At 34.7% G+C, this 15,056-nt stretch carries 16 protein-coding genes; 2 read left to right on the forward strand and 14 right to left on the reverse strand.

Features of this window, described 5'->3' with window-relative positions; all coding sequences use genetic code 11:
- Positions 1-122 precede the first annotated feature (122 nt).
- A complete protein-coding gene (locus DMB71_RS13850) occupies positions 123-284 on the forward strand; it encodes a DUF1328 family protein (protein ID WP_008467744.1) in 162 nt (53 codons plus the stop codon).
- 164 nt (positions 285-448) lie between these two features.
- Here DMB71_RS13850 and DMB71_RS13855 read toward each other — a convergent pair whose 3' ends face one another.
- The 12 genes from DMB71_RS13855 to DMB71_RS13910 all read right to left on the reverse strand — a co-directional run bounded on the left by DMB71_RS13855 (position 449) and on the right by DMB71_RS13910 (position 13,452).
- A complete protein-coding gene (locus DMB71_RS13855; RefSeq protein ID WP_111367039.1) occupies positions 449-916 on the reverse strand; it encodes a DUF1440 domain-containing protein in 468 nt (155 codons plus the stop codon).
- 27 nt (positions 917-943) lie between these two features.
- On the reverse strand, positions 944-1,453 hold the full coding sequence (locus DMB71_RS13860) for a DinB family protein (protein WP_111367040.1): 510 nt from the start codon (positions 1,451-1,453) through the stop codon (positions 944-946).
- Positions 1,454-1,635: 182 nt separating this feature from the next.
- Positions 1,636-1,845 (reverse strand): hypothetical protein, encoded by a 210-nt coding sequence (locus DMB71_RS13865; RefSeq protein ID WP_111367042.1) that lies wholly within the window; start codon positions 1,843-1,845, stop codon positions 1,636-1,638.
- A gap of 13 nt (positions 1,846-1,858) precedes the next feature.
- Complete coding sequence (locus DMB71_RS13870; RefSeq protein ID WP_111367044.1) at positions 1,859-2,239, reverse strand: DoxX family protein; 381 nt, start codon at positions 2,237-2,239, stop codon at positions 1,859-1,861.
- Between the two features lie 453 nt (positions 2,240-2,692).
- Positions 2,693-3,424, reverse strand: a complete 732-nt coding sequence (locus tag DMB71_RS13875) for a GNAT family N-acetyltransferase (RefSeq protein WP_111367046.1) — start codon at positions 3,422-3,424, stop codon at positions 2,693-2,695.
- A gap of 73 nt (positions 3,425-3,497) precedes the next feature.
- A complete protein-coding gene (locus DMB71_RS13880; RefSeq protein WP_111367047.1) occupies positions 3,498-4,103 on the reverse strand; it encodes a Crp/Fnr family transcriptional regulator in 606 nt (201 codons plus the stop codon).
- 8 nt (positions 4,104-4,111) lie between these two features.
- Entirely contained in the window at positions 4,112-4,939 is an 828-nt protein-coding gene (locus DMB71_RS13885) for a hypothetical protein (protein ID WP_111367049.1), read from the reverse strand.
- Between the two features lie 341 nt (positions 4,940-5,280).
- A complete protein-coding gene (locus DMB71_RS13890) occupies positions 5,281-6,699 on the reverse strand; it encodes a TolC family protein (protein ID WP_111367050.1) in 1,419 nt (472 codons plus the stop codon).
- Positions 6,700-6,827: 128 nt separating this feature from the next.
- Complete coding sequence (locus DMB71_RS13895) at positions 6,828-9,992, reverse strand: efflux RND transporter permease subunit (protein WP_111367052.1); 3,165 nt, start codon at positions 9,990-9,992, stop codon at positions 6,828-6,830.
- Between the two features lie 12 nt (positions 9,993-10,004).
- On the reverse strand, positions 10,005-11,222 hold the full coding sequence (locus DMB71_RS13900) for an efflux RND transporter periplasmic adaptor subunit (RefSeq protein WP_111367413.1): 1,218 nt from the start codon (positions 11,220-11,222) through the stop codon (positions 10,005-10,007).
- Between the two features lie 248 nt (positions 11,223-11,470).
- Complete coding sequence (locus DMB71_RS13905; RefSeq protein ID WP_111367053.1) at positions 11,471-12,064, reverse strand: TetR/AcrR family transcriptional regulator; 594 nt, start codon at positions 12,062-12,064, stop codon at positions 11,471-11,473.
- Between the two features lie 464 nt (positions 12,065-12,528).
- Positions 12,529-13,452, reverse strand: coding sequence for an SMP-30/gluconolactonase/LRE family protein (locus DMB71_RS13910; protein ID WP_204251794.1), 924 nt, complete (start codon positions 13,450-13,452; stop codon positions 12,529-12,531).
- Between the two features lie 136 nt (positions 13,453-13,588).
- On the opposite strand from DMB71_RS13910, the gene DMB71_RS13915 reads away from it, so the two are divergent.
- Complete coding sequence (locus tag DMB71_RS13915) at positions 13,589-14,023, forward strand: cupin domain-containing protein (RefSeq protein WP_111367055.1); 435 nt, start codon at positions 13,589-13,591, stop codon at positions 14,021-14,023.
- An 83-nt stretch (positions 14,024-14,106) separates the two neighbouring features.
- Here DMB71_RS13915 and DMB71_RS13920 read toward each other — a convergent pair whose 3' ends face one another.
- The gene (locus DMB71_RS13920; protein ID WP_111367056.1) at positions 14,107-14,451 is read right to left on the reverse strand and encodes a dimethylsulfonioproprionate lyase family protein; all 345 of its coding nucleotides are present in this window, start codon (positions 14,449-14,451) and stop codon (positions 14,107-14,109) included.
- Positions 14,452-14,467: 16 nt separating this feature from the next.
- A complete protein-coding gene (locus tag DMB71_RS13925; RefSeq protein WP_111367058.1) occupies positions 14,468-14,893 on the reverse strand; it encodes a DoxX family protein in 426 nt (141 codons plus the stop codon).
- Positions 14,894-15,056 lie beyond the last annotated feature (163 nt).

Raw genomic sequence — 15,056 nt, forward strand, 5'->3', positions numbered from 1 at the left:
TAGTTTTATTGAGACAATAATAATGTGCATAGAGTTAACAAGATTTGTAGGAATAAAAGAACTTTGAGATAAACAAAAAAGGCTTGTAAAACAGTCATATTAAGAACTTAAAATCAAATATTATGTTACGTTGGACAGTTATATTTATCATTTTGGCTATTATAGCCGGAATTTTTGGTTTTGGCGGAATCGCCGCCGGAGCCGCAAGTATTGCAAAAGTTTTATTCTTCATCTTCTTAGTGCTATTTATTATATCATTAATTACAGGAAGAAGAAAAGTTTGATTCTAAAGGTTCAAAGGTTCAGAGTTGCAAAGGTTCAAAGTTTTGCCTTGCAACTTTGTTTCTTTGCCCCTTATCTCAATTTTTTTAAGGTTCAAAGGTTCAGAGTTGCAAAGGTTCAAAGTTTAGCCTTTGCCCCTTTGAGCCTTTGTCCCTTTGCACCTCATTTAATACCATTTCGCATAATATTTCCGAGTAATAAAAGCGATCGGAATGCCTACACAAAAAATGACAATAAGTATAGAGAGCAAAAGCGCAAAATCTAGATTCTTTTCTGGTAAAACTGGAAATACGATGGGCAGTACCACGAGATTCATTACAACCCAAATAAAGAAACCATAAGATACTCCCGAGAGTAAAGTGTTTATTTTAAAAAAAGGGATATAAGGGAAAATCTTAAAATAAAACCAAGCAAAAATAAAAGCAATTAAGAAATGAAGTCCTAAACCCGCAAAAGTCATTTCTGCTCCGCCTGTATATGCTTCTTTTTTAAAAATTCCGCTTGCAATAGACTGTAAAATTTTTTCGGCTGTTGTTTTATGGAGTATTCCGGTATAAATCAAAATAGCGGCAGTAATGTCTAATGTTCCTGCAACTAAACCAGATGAAACAATGGTTCTAACTTTTGATCTCATAAAAATTATTTTGAGTTAAATACTGATTTATTGTTTTTTAATATGTTCGTAAATCGATTTTAACTGCTGCGTATGTCTCTGCGTATGCACAAGGGCAAAATGAAGCCATTCGTAAATCGTGAAATTTTCAAAACCGGGTACTTTAGCATCCATGCACGTCAGCGTCAAATCGTAAGTTTCTGCAGCTTCAAACAAATCATTTTGTATTTTTTTGACAGAAGCCAGCAGAGTGCCTTTTTCATACTCAATAGCAGGAGGTTTTATGTTTTCGGGAGATTGGTATTTTGTAGTAAAATCTAAAAAGATAGAGTCGAGTCCTTTTATATTTTGGTCGGGTTTTCTAGTAGTTTTTTCGGTTTTTCCAGCAAATAGCATGGTAAGATCTGAGCAGGCTAGAATAATATGCTGTACGGTTTGTCCGGCTGTCCAGCTTCCTTCAAACGGAACAATATTGATTTCTTCTTTTGAAAAAGAGGAAAGTAAGTCGCCTAATTTACTGTAGGTTTCCAGTATAGTATTTTGAATTGCGCTTTTCATTTTTTTTTTAATTTTAGAAATTGAAAATTCAGACAGTAGAGGTTTACCGATTGGTTAAAGAAAACCTCAGTACATGAACTGGCGAAATTAAATTTATAGAATTAGGGGAAATGATACTCTTTCAAATATACAATAAAAATTATTAAAATGCTATAATTCAGATATTTGAGAAGTGTTAATTTTTAAGGAAGCACTTCGCAGAAGTAGCCATGCGAATTTAGAATGTCGATAATTTTTGTATTCGAAATAGCGGGTGCATGAATACGGAGGATTTTGTCACAATCTTCTAAATCGAAGTTGATCGAACTATTTGGATAATGCTCGAGAAGTCTCTCAATGATTATAGAACATTGAGATTCTTCTTGAACATTTGTTTTAAAAACTTCAATCATAAAGTTTTGATTTTTAGAGCGCTATATTTTTATAACGCTGTATTCTGTGATATGTTACATACGATACAATTAAAACTGCAAAAACAATTAGAGGGAAGAAACCTTGAAAACCGATTCCGTCAACTGCAAAGTGGCTTATTGAAGCGAAAATAAAATCGAATGCAAACCCAGCATAAGCCCATTCTTTGATTCGTCCAGGTACTTGTGGAATAATCAAGGCTAAAACTCCAAGGATTTTAAACACAACTAATGCATTCCCGAAATATTCTGGATAGCCAAGGTGTCTGATTCCTTCTTTGGCTAATTCAGTTTGAGAAGTTAATGCTGGCATAACGCCTTCAAATAAGAAAATTAAAATAGTAGTAGTCCAAAAAATAATTTTTGTTGTCTTCATTGGGTATTTGTTTTAAAAGATTATTAGTTAATGTATTACAAATGTACTATTCTTATTTTTTCATGAAATACCTATTTATGACTATTTTGGGGGCATTTGGGACAGATTCTGATTTTAGATTTTAGAATGTAGAATGTAGAATGTAGAATGTAGAATATAGAATGTAGAATATAGAATATAGATTTTTTAGATTGAAAATAGTGCTAACAATCCCGATAGTTATCGGGAGCGGAGGCGCAAAGTTTTATTTTAAAGCCACAGATTAAAAAGATTTAAACGATTTGTTTCTCGCAGATATAGCAGATTATTTATTAAAGAAATCTAATCTGCTCAATCTGTGAGAGCTAAAAAAGATTGCGACTTTGTGTCTTTGCGAGAGAATTAATTTGCTGATTAAATTGGAATTTGGACTCGAGCGATAGCGAACAGGCGAAGCAATTTAAAATTTGGAATTTAATCCAATTGGTAATTCGTAATCGTAAACAAATCCTCAAAGCCTAATCTCGTATAAATGCCTTTTCCTAAAGCAGAAGCTTGCAGTTGAGCATATTCGCAATTGGCATTGATTGCTTCATTGATGGCAAATTTCATGATTTCTTCTGCGAAACCTCTTTTACGCATTTCAGGAATAACGCCTACACCGTGAATTCCCATGATGTTTCCAGTTTGAAAAAGAGTGAGCGTTCCAATTGCTTTTCCTTCAAAATGAACTAGAAAAAACTTTGTATTTTCGTAATTAGCAACCAAGGTTTCTTTACTGATTACATAATTGAAAGATAAAGGATAAATGTCTGACCAAGTTTTAGCATCTTCTTCATTTAAAACTCGTTTAAAAGTAAGATTGTCTTGAATCGTAAACTTTTCATTTAGTTTCAGAGCCATAGCTGCAAGCTGATTGCGAATTGAGAAACCGTTTTTTTCAAAAATTTCATTTGAATTGCTTTCAAAAATATCCCAATACGGAACAACCAGTCCTGGATTTTTCTCAATAGTTTCCTGAATCTGCGGAAGATCTTTTTCAGTAATATCTTCTCGGAACCATAATCTATTTGGCCACCCTGAATCTTTGATTTGAGAAAATTCTAAAAAATCATTTTGATGATAGGAAAGGAGCGGAGCTGCAACGGTTTTCCAAAGAGTAGTTAAATTATCTATATTGTCCTTGATGAGATTTATATGGTTCATTGTTTCTGATGAATTAATAATTATTAGGCAAAGATAAATTCAGTTTTTCAGGAAAGCCTTTACATATGTTGATTCACAAATCTTTTTCAAGACTTTTCCTGATTCTGCTTAACTGTGTTGGCGTAATTCCCAAATGTGAAGCAATATGCAATAGCGGAACCCGATCAGCGATTGTTGGATGCGTCTCAAGAAGATTAAGATATCTTTCAGTTGCATTCTGCATTACTAGTGCCACTTCTCTTTGTTCTTTTTCAATAATCCAGTTTTTTTCTAAATAGGCAATGTAGAAGTTTTTGAGATCATCATTTTCGGTAATCAACTGGATATATTTTTTGTAATTAAGATTAATTAAAATACAATCTTCTAAAGCTTCTATCGTAAAGTCGGAAGGAGTTTGCAGCATTGATGAAACTTTAGAGCATGCAAGCCTGTTTTCGAAAAAAAGATTTTTGTTATAGAAATTTCCTTGTTCGTCTGTAATAAAAGTTCGTAAAATTCCTTTGGCAATAAAATACATATTTTTACAGATTTCTCCATTTTCTAGTAGTATTTCTCCTTTTTTGATTGTCTGGAAATCTGTCAAGTTTTCAATCAATTTCCATGACTTTTCAGAGATAGGAGCGTAACTTTCGAAATATGATTTTAGATTGTTGAGGTATGTTTCTTTGTTGAAAGTCATTTTATTTTTTATTCGAAGCTAATTCTTAAGGTATTTTCTACTCTGGCTTTTGTTCCTTTATAAGTCCCCGGCTTCCAATTGTTATAATCTCTTTGAAGAGTATTTATAGCAAGATTAACTAAATCTTGTTTGTATTTTTCATCAATTCCTTTTTCATTTACCCAATTAGTTTCTTTTAAATTGCTTATTGTACCATCTTTTTCTACGATAAAATTTATATCAGTAAATAAAGAATGCATACTCTTTCTGTTTATTGGTAAGTCAGTTTTTATGGTTGTATAGTAATCATTTTCTATAGCAATTTTTGGGTCTACTATTTTTGGTTTTTCGTTTTGCTCTAAATCGTATATGCTTATAATTTTATTATTGAGACTAATATTTTTTATTAAAATTTTTATAGCGTCATTTTCTATATCTGATTTATAGTTTTCTCCATATTTCTCTTTCATTTTCAAGTTAATATATGCACTATAACAGCCTACAGTTTGCCCTTCATATCTTACACATCCAATATCCTGAATTCCAAGTTTAAATTTTCTTTTCTTAAGAACTTCTTTAATTTCTTCTTCATATGGTTTAAAATCACATCCAAAGCATATAGTTTGGACATAAACGCCATCGTATTTTGAAAGATCTTTTTTAGCTCTTTCAATTTCCCCATTACACAAACTATCGGTTTTAGGAACGTTTTTTAGATATTGTTCATAATCTAGTGGTGGAAGAGGTTTAACAATCTTGTTTGTATCTAACGTTGGTACATTAGATACCTCTATATTTTTTTTACAACTAATTATCAAAAAGAAAAATACAAATAGGGTGAAGCAATATTTTTTCATAGAATGATTAATAATCTAAAAGTAAATATATGAAATTATGGAGATGCATTATTATGGTTTTTTCTTTGTAGAGCTACTTGTGGAGATCTCTCCTTCGTCGAGATGACAAAAAAATGAGAATAAGTCCGTTCCAATCAGCTAAATCTACGTGAAAAACAAAACTTTGCGACTTCGCTCCCGATAACTATCGGGATTGCGAGAAACTCAAAAAAAACTTTCGCGTTCTTTGCGTAAACCTTCGCGCCCTTTGCGATTAAAAAACTAAAAAAACGCCCTGAAACCGAAGTTCCACAGCGTTTTCATCTCAAAAAATAAATAATTAACGGGTAATGTAACGGGTATTATTTCCAGCCGCCCCCAAGAGCACGGTACAAATCTGTATTGGCTGTAAGCTGCTGTCTTTTAATATCTGCAAGTTCCAATTCGCTTTGCAAAAGATTTGCCTGGGCGGTTAAAACTTCAAGATATTCTGCTAAACCATTTTTGAATAAAAGGTTTGCATTTTTAATAGCCTGCTGTAATGTTTTTACTTTTTCTTTTAAGAAAGTTTCCTGTTGCTGTAGTTTCTCTACTTTAACCAAAGCATCCGAAACTTCGCTTACGGCAACCAAAACCGATTGTCTAAAAGCTAAAACCGCTTTTTCTCTTTCTGCTAAAGCGATATTATATTGCGTTTTAAGTCTTTTGTTATTCAAAAGCGGTTGTGTTAAACCACCTGCAACAGTTCCGAATAATGAAGCCGGAATATTGAACCAATTGCTTGTTTCAAAAGAGTTAACGCCGCCTTGAGCCGTAATTCTGAGAGCTGGGTATAAATCCGCTTTCGTGATACCGACATTTGCATTGGCAACTTTAAGAGCCAACTCGGCGCTTTTTACATCGGGTCTTCTGCTTACTAATGAAGACGGAATTCCAATTGCTGTATTCTGCTTTACTTCAAGTGCACTTAATTTCACTGTTCTTTCTTTTGAATCAGGAAACGAACCTGTCAAAACACTTAAAACATTTTCCTGAATCGCAATATTTTGTTCCAATAACGGAATCAATTGCGCTGAGTTTAATTTCTGTGCTTCAGATTGTTGAATTGCTAAAGTAGTTACCTGACCAGCATCGTATTTTAATTTGATAATATTGGTTGTACTATCGTTTAAACGAAGATTCTGTTTGGCAATATCCAATTGCGCGTCCAGCATCAAAAGATTATAATATCCTCTAGAAACATTAGCGACGATATTAGTCTGCAATGCTTTTTTTACTTCTTCAGATTGAAGATATCCTGCGTAAGCTCCTTTCTTTTGGTTTTTGATCTTTCCCCAAATATCAGCCTCCCAAGAAAGAGATGCTCCAGCAGAATAATCGTCAATATGTTTAGCTCCAATTGCCTGATTTAAGTTCAATCCCGTAAAACTATTGTCTGACGGATTGCTCGTGCTTGCGTTTACAAATAAGTTAACCTGAGGCACATTTCCCCATTTTGACTGCGTAAAACGGTATTGTGCAATTTCGATATTCTTTTCGGCAATCTGAAGGTCATTGTTTCTCGCAACGGCGCTGTCAATTAATTTGATAATATCTTTTTCTGTAAAGAAGTTTTTCCACTCCACATCGGCAATACTTGTTGTATCACTCGAAACCGATGCATTCCTGAAATTCTCAGGAAATGCATCTTTTGGAGTTTCAATATCCTTCGAAACTTTACAGGATATTAAAGTCGTGATCAGAATGGCGAAGGTCACGATTTTGGTTATATGATTTTTCATTAGTCTTTTTATTAGATTTCTGTACAAGTATCTTTTCTAGTTTCAAGATCTCTTGAGATTCTGTATGATATATATCCGATGCCAAATATGATGGCTACAAGGATTGTCGTTATATAGTTTTCCATTTATTATTTTTCTTCGTTATGAATTACAGCGATTGGTTTCCCGCTCACTTTTTCTTGTAAATGCTGGAAGATGATGAATAAAACAGGAATGATAAACAAACCTAGAATTACTCCTGAAAGCATCCCTCCAGCTGCCCCAATACTGATCGAGTGGTTACCTTGTGCTGATGGGCCTTTGGCACTCATCATAGGTATTAAACCAACCACAAAAGCAAGAGACGTCATGATAATTGGTCGCAAACGTAATTTTGCTGCCATAATTGAAGCTGCTATTAAACCTTGTCCAGATCTTCTTCGCTGTGCCGCAAATTCCACAATCAAGATGGCATTTTTGGCGAGAAGTCCGATCAACATGACAAGAGCAACTTGTACGTAAATGTTGTTTTCAATTCCAGTTAAACCAATAGCAACGAATACTCCAAAAATACCTGCAGGGATTGACAAGATTACTGCCAAAGGCAAAATGTAACTTTCGTACTGTGCAGCAAGTAGGAAATAAACGAATATCAAACACAGTAAAAATATAGTTGCCGATTGTCCTCCTGACGAAATCTCCTCACGCGTTTGGCCCGAGAATTCAAACCCGTAACCTGCAGGCAATTGTTGTTTTGCTACTTCTTCAATGGCTTTAATGGCATCTCCAGAACTAAATCCAGGTTTCGGAATCGCATTAATTGAAATTGAATTAAATAAATTATATCTAGAAGCGGTTTCTGAACCATAAATACGAGTTAGTTTTACTAACGTATTTATCGGCACCATTTCGCCAGTTTTGTTTTTTACAAAAACTCTGTCAATCGCAGTTGGATCAGCTCTGTCTTCGATATCAGCCTGAACAACCACACGGTAATATTTACCAAATCGGTTAAAGTCTGATGCTTGTGCGCTACCAAAGTAAGCCTGCATGGTTTGTAAAATGTCTTTTACATTAACCCCTAATTGATTTGCTTTTTCGTCATTAACTTCCAATTGCAATTGTGGATAATCTGCTTTGAAAGAAGTAAAAGCAACTGCAATCTCTGGACGTTTCATTAATGCTCCGATAAATTCCTGAGAGATTCCACTGAACTTGTCCAGTTTTCCTCCTGTTTTATCCTGAAGAACCAAATCCAAAGCCTCAACGTTACTAAATCCTGGAACGGTTGGGAAACTGAATACAAAGAAACTTCCTCCTGAAATTCCGCCCAGTTTTCCTCGAACCTGATTCATGAATTCGTCAATATCTTTTATTTCTCCACGTTCTTCGTTTGGTTTAAGCAATACGAAAATTACCGCTGAAGATGGACTTGTAGAATTCGTCAATAAGTTGAAACCTGAAATCGCGGTTACGAATCTTGAAGCTTCTAATGATTTTAAAGTATTCTCAGCTTCGGTCATTACTTTTTGAGTTCCGTCCAATGATGTTCCAGATGGCGTATTCACTGCAATCGCGATAAATCCTTGATCTTCTGTTGGAATAAACCCTGCAGGAGTTGTTTTTACCATCACTACAGTTGCCAATGTAATTAAGGCCAATCCGCCTAAACTCAACCATTTTCTTCTAATTAAGAATTTAAGTCCGCCCACATAACGATTTGTAAGCGATTCAAAACTGCTGTTGAAAGCACTGAAGAATTTTTCTTTAAATCCTTTTTTCTGATGAGGTTCATTGTGGTCGTGTGCTCCGTGATTATCTTTTAAGAATAATGCCGCAAGCGCTGGACTCAATGTTAAGGCATTTACAGCCGAAATTACAATTGCGATTGCCATCGTAAAGGCAAACTGACGATAGAAAACTCCTGTTGAGCCTTCCATAAAACCAACCGGCAGGAATACAGCAGCCATTACCAGCGTAATCGAGATAATAGCACCCGTTATTTCGTGCATTGCTTCATGGGTGGCGATTTTTGGAGACAAACGTTTGTGCTCCATTTTCGCATGCACCGCTTCGACTACCACAATGGCATCATCGACCACAATACCAATCGCCAGAATTAATGCGAAAAGCGTTAAAAGGTTGATCGAAAATCCGAATAACTGCATGAAGAAGAACGTTCCTAAAATTGCTACAGGTACAGCAATGGCCGGGATTAATGTTGATCTAAAATCTTGCAAGAAGATAAATACCACAATGAATACTAAAATGAAAGCTTCAATTAAGGTATGTTCAACCTGCGCAATAGATTGGTCCAGAGATACTTTTGTACTATAGAAAATATTGTGTTTAATGCCTTTTGGAAAATCTTTAGAAGCTTTTTCCATCATTTTGTTAATGGCAATCTGAATATCATTTGAGTTAGATCCTGCTAACTGGATAACTCCAATTACGATTCCTTTTTTACCATTTAAACGCGTTAAACTGTTGTATGAATAAGCTCCAAGTTCAACTCTCGCTACATCTTTTAAGCGAAGTACTGAGCCATCTGCATTAGAACGTATAGCAATATTTTCATAATCTTCTGGTTTGGTTAATTTTCCTTTATATTTAATAACGTATTCAAAAACCTCTTTGCTTCGCTCTCCAAATTTACCTGGAGCCGCTTCCAAACTTTTGTCCTGAATTGCGCCCATAACTTCGCTTGGCGTAACTTTGTAAGCCGACATTTGTGTTGGATTCAACCAAACACGCATAGAGTAATCTTTTACACCACCAAAAATACTGGCAGAACCTACACCCGGAATACGTTTTAATTCTGGAATAATATTAATCTGTGCATAGTTGGCAACAAACGTCTGATCGTATTTTGCTTCATCATCAGTGTACATACCAATTGCCATGATGAAACTGTTCTGCTGTTTCGCGGTAACAATACCTTGTTGCACAACTTCTGCTGGCAATTGGCTCGTTGCTTGCGCCACACGGTTTTGAACGTTTACCGCAGCCTGATCGGCATCTGTTCCCAGTTTAAAGAAAACTGTAATAGCCAAAGTACCGTCGTTACTCGCTGTAGAACTCATGTAAGTCATGTTTTCTACACCATTTATAGATTCTTCGATAGAAGGTGCCACAGAACGTAAAACCGTTTCTGCGTTGGCTCCCGGATATACCGCCGTTACCAAAACCGATGGAGGCGCAATATCAGGAAACTGTTGTAAAGGCAGTTTAGTTAAACCCAATACCCCAAGAATCACCAATAAAATGGAAATTACGGTTGCCAGTACAGGTCTTTGTATAAATATTTTGAACATTGTCTTTTATAATTATTTTTGATTAGTTACTTCGGCAACTTTAGTTGATTTTTCAGGCTGAATTGCTTGCCCGTCCTGAAGTTTGTCAATACCGCTTAACACGATTTGGTCGCCAGTTTTTACACCTTCTTTAATTAAATAATTGGTTCCGCTTTTACCGACAACTGTAATTGGCATTTTGGTCACTTTGTTGTCTTTGCCTACAGTGAAAACAAATACTTTGTCTTGCATTTCTACTGTAGCTGCTTGTGGAACTAAAATCGCATCGTCGTGCTGTAATCCTAAACGGATTCTTCCTGTATTTCCAGAACGTAACACACCGCCTTTGTTAGGGAAAGTCGCTCTAATAGTGATTGCACCTGTAGTTTTATCAAACTGACCATCAACCATATCGATTTTTCCTGTTTGAGGATAAGCATTGTTATCAGCTAATATCAATGTTACAGGAGGCAGTTTTTTGATTTTATCGCCAAGCGAATTTCCAGCATATTGCTCTTTGAAGTTGATGAAATCAGTTTCACCTAAAGAGAAATAAGCAAATACTTCGTGAACGTCTGATAAAGTAGTTAAAGGTTCAATATCTGTTGCAGAAACTAAACTTCCTTGTTTTTTTGGCAGTCTTCCAATGTATCCGCTAACTGGAGCAGTTACGTTGGTATATCCTAAATTAATTTTAGCAGTACCAACCATTGCTTTTGCTTGTTCGATATTGGCAGCAGCAATTTTTTGAGAAGCTTTAGCAGTTTTTAACTGATAATCAGAAACTACTTTGTTTTGTACTAGCGGAGTCAGTTTATCAACTTCTAAATTAGCATTGATCAAAGCCGCTTCTGCTGCGTGAAGAGTTGCTAAAGCATTGTTTAACTGTTCACGATACGGACGCTCATTAATTTTGAATAAAGTTTGTCCTTTGCTTACATAAGCGCCTTCGTCTACATAAATTCTGTCAAGGTTTCCGCTTACTTGTGGGCGAATTTCAACATCAACAGTTCCTTGTATAGAAGCAGGGTATTCAGAGTCAGTTGTTGTGTTGGCGCTTGTGATAGCCAATACTGGTAAAACCGGTGGAGGTGGGGCAGTAGGAGCCTGATTTTTATCGGCACAGCTGCTTAAAACTAAGGCCAGGATAAAACTGGTTATAATTACATTTTTCATTTTCATAGTGGTTTTAATTGGTTGAACATTTTCTCGGATAAAATTCTTTGGTATTCTGGCATTCTCGGGATTCATATTTAATTGAATTAAATTATCTAACATTGTTAAGTAAAAGAGCGCAAATTTCTATACAGTTAAGCCTTTCCAATTTTATTCAAAATCAGTATTAAATTATCTAACGTTGTTAAGTAAAAGTCTAAAAAAAGAGCTTTTATTACCCTTATTAAATTTTCTAACAGTGTTAAGCGAAAGTTATAAAAAAAAGGATTTTATGTTATCCCGTTTAAATCATTTTACACTGTTAAGTAAAATTGAAAATTTTTTTATTGTATGGATTTAATGATACCACCAATGGCATCTTTCAAAATTTGAGCATTAATTGTTTCTAAAATATCACTTTTGTTAATGATGTTGATGGCGATTAAACCATGAATAACAGAAAAGAAAGTAAAATATTTTTGTTTTATGATATCTTCACTAGGATTGCTGTTCTTCATAATTTCAGCAATAACACCAGTAAATAATTTGTAAGGTGCCTCTTGAGCCGAACATCGTTGTGCGCAGCAAGTCATTTGAACACCAAACATAAGTTGATACATTTCAGTATTAGTAAAAGCAAAATCCCAATAAGTCATCCACATGGCTTCCAACTGATCTTCGGGTTTTTCAAACTTGTCTTTTGCAATCTGCAATTCTTTAGCCAGTTTTACAAAACCTTTGCCTGTCAATTCTTCTAATATTGCTTCTTTATTTGAGAAATATTCATAAATAATAGGAGCAGTATATTCGATTCTGTCGGCAATTTTACGCATACTCAAACCATTCCAGCCTTCATCTTTTACGATATCATAAGCAGCGCCAAGGATATTGTTCCTTGTCTCTTCTTTTTGTCTTAAAATTCGATCTTTGCTAGCCATTGTATTCAAGTATTAAATCGTTTAACACTGTTAGGCAAATGTATGGCGGATTTTCGAATTTCAAAATATTTTTATCATAATATTTTCTTATCGTGCAATAAGTATTTTTAAAAATCTTTTAGAATGCCTTATTTTATTGAGTTTTCTTCTTACGTAATTTTTTTAAGGAGCACGAAATTTTCGGTTTTTCAAGAACATTTGTCCCGCTCTACATTATATTTTTTGTGGTGAACCCCACCACAAAAAGATGCCATTTCGATCGGGGCTAGGAGAGAACATAAATTTTTTCATTAGAACTTTGTCAAAGTATTGTCACAAAGTTTGTCATTTCGAGGAACGAGAAATCTCCGTAAGTAGCTCGACAAAGATTATCGATTTAGATTGCGGACTTTCTTGTGAAGATTTCTCATTCCTCGAAGTGACAAGATTGTGAAAAATTTATGATAAAAAGAATAATTTATTGATTATTTCATTCCCCGAACGTTCATTTCTATCGTATAAACGCTTTTACCGGCAGTAATAAATAATGTTTTAAATTTTTTTCCTCCAAAACAAACATTAGCGGTCCAAGGTTCTGGAACTTCAATATGGGCTATTTTTTCTCCTTGTGGATTGAATATGCTAACTCCTTTTCCGCATAAGTAAATATTTCCAGACTCGTCTATTGTCATTCCATCTGAACCTGATTCAGTAAACAGCGCTTTTTTGCCTAAAGAACCATTACTTTCGATCATATAAGAGTATGTTTTATTAGCTGCTATATCCGCAACGTATAAGGTTTTTCCGTTTGAAGTTCCAATAATGCCATTTGGTTTTACAAGATCATTCTCAACGTTTATAATTTTGGATTTGTCAGGAGATAAATAGTAAACGCATTCTTTCTCTATTTCTTTCAAGGTATGTTTCCAGTAATCTCTTTGATAAAAAGGATCCGTAAAATAGATACCGCCTTTTGGATCAGCCCAAAGATCATTAGGACCATTTAGCCTTTTTCCTTCAAAGTTGTTTAGTATTACAGTATAATTTTTGTTCTTGTCTATTTTCCAAAGCTCGTTTTTTTCATCAGCGCAAGCCAAAAGATTGCCTTTGTGATCAAAATACAAACCGTTGGCTCTTCCTGCATTTTCCATAAAAACAGAAAGTTTGCCATTAACAGACCATTTCATGATTCTATTATTAGGCTGATCAGTAAAATAAATATTTCCTTTCTTATCAGCTGCAGGTCCTTCTGTAAAACTGAATTGATCTGATAGTTTTGTGAGAACTGCGCCTTTTGCTATTATGGAATGGCTTTTTTCTTTTGATGTTTGAGCGTATATAAAATTTGTAAAAGTTAAAACAATAAAAAATACAAGGTATGATTTTATTTTAAGTTGGAGTGGGTTCATTATAAAAAGGTTTAAAACTTGCTTTTGAAGCGGTTTTAAAAGTAGTTTTTATTTCTCATATTAAATGCAATGAAATTAGAATTTTATTATAATCTCAATTTATCAAAAGCATTTTTTCGTAACATTACAAAAAAAAATGAAAACGCTAACTATCCTAAAAACCACAATTGCTGTTTTATTTTTCCAACAGATTTTCTCTCAGGAAATCAAAAACGAAACCGCAACGCCACAATACACAATTGAAAACTGTGTCAATCATTTTGATATAAACAAAGCCACCAAAACCAAAGTGGGATATCAATATTGGTTCGCCAATAAAGATTTCACTCAAGAAAACACTTTAAAAATGAGTATTGTCGAACAAGGAAAATCGACGCACGCGCCGCATCATCATCCTGAAGAAGAATTTTTCTATATCTTAGAAGGAACTGCCGAATTCTTCCTTGACGGAAAAACGGTTACAGCAGGTCCAAATACAAGTTTCTATTGTCCGCCTAATGCCGAACACGGAATTAGCAATGCAGGTAAAACAGATTTAAAGTATTTGGTCATTAAAAAGGACTTGAGGTAAAAAATCTTTCTTAATGTTCTGTAAGAGCTACGCAAATGTCTCTGACTTTGCGCAGCTGTTCAATAGGCTACTGAATATCTTGTTTACTTCAAAATGACAACTTCTTCGGGAATCATAAACAAAAGCGTACACCCAGTTCTAGAAAATACAGAATGTGAGCTTCCTGGAGGCATATACAAATAATCGCCAGCTTTTAATTCGTCTTTTCCAGAGCGCACTTCGCCTTCTAGAACATAGATTTCTTCGCCTGCAGGATGCACGTGATTTGGATAAGAAGCACCAGGTTCAAACTTTAAAAGAAAAGTAGGAGGGCGGTTTGTGGCTGTATCAAAGCGTAAAACTTTGGCATAAATTCCGTCTGTTTTTACACCTTCTTCTATAAGAGGTTTCCATTCTAATTCAGTGCTTTTTGTGATTTTAGTTTCCATATGTATTCAAATTTAATTAGTTAATTTTTAAAAAATATTCATCCAAACTCCATCGGTATTTTTCTGCGGTGGCTAAGAGAAATGCACTCATAGAAAAGACAAATACAGAATAATCGAGAGAATCTTTTATTCCGAAGGAATAAGTCATTGCCATCGCAAACAGAAAAGTTAAGATAGAAGCACCAAACGCAATTTTTCTGGTCTGATATCCAATAAGCAATAAAACAGCAAATAGTGTCTCTAGAAAAGTGCTGACAATTGCAATTGGAGAAATGAAACTTTTGGGTAAAAAAGAATTTACACTTTCGGCGTAAGCCAGAAAATTTTCCCAGCCCGAAGATTGTTTCCCAAGCAAACCCAACCGACTTGAAACGACTGATAAAAATCCAATTGCCATTGTGATTCGTAAAAGCAAAATGGCATAATCCTGATATCTTTTCATAAACTATTTTGTTAGTAATTAATCAGATACAAAGATCAGGCAGTGGTGCTTTTTAAAGAATAGAGAATCTTAGGAAAAGCATGTAATTATGCTTGAAGTCAAAAAGTCTTTTGACTAATATAACGTACTATTTGTCATTTCGACGAAGGAGAAATCTTCACAA

Source organism: Flavobacterium tistrianum (assembly GCF_003254545.1).
In the GTDB taxonomy this organism is placed as follows: Bacteria; Bacteroidota; Bacteroidia; order Flavobacteriales; family Flavobacteriaceae; genus Flavobacterium; species Flavobacterium tistrianum.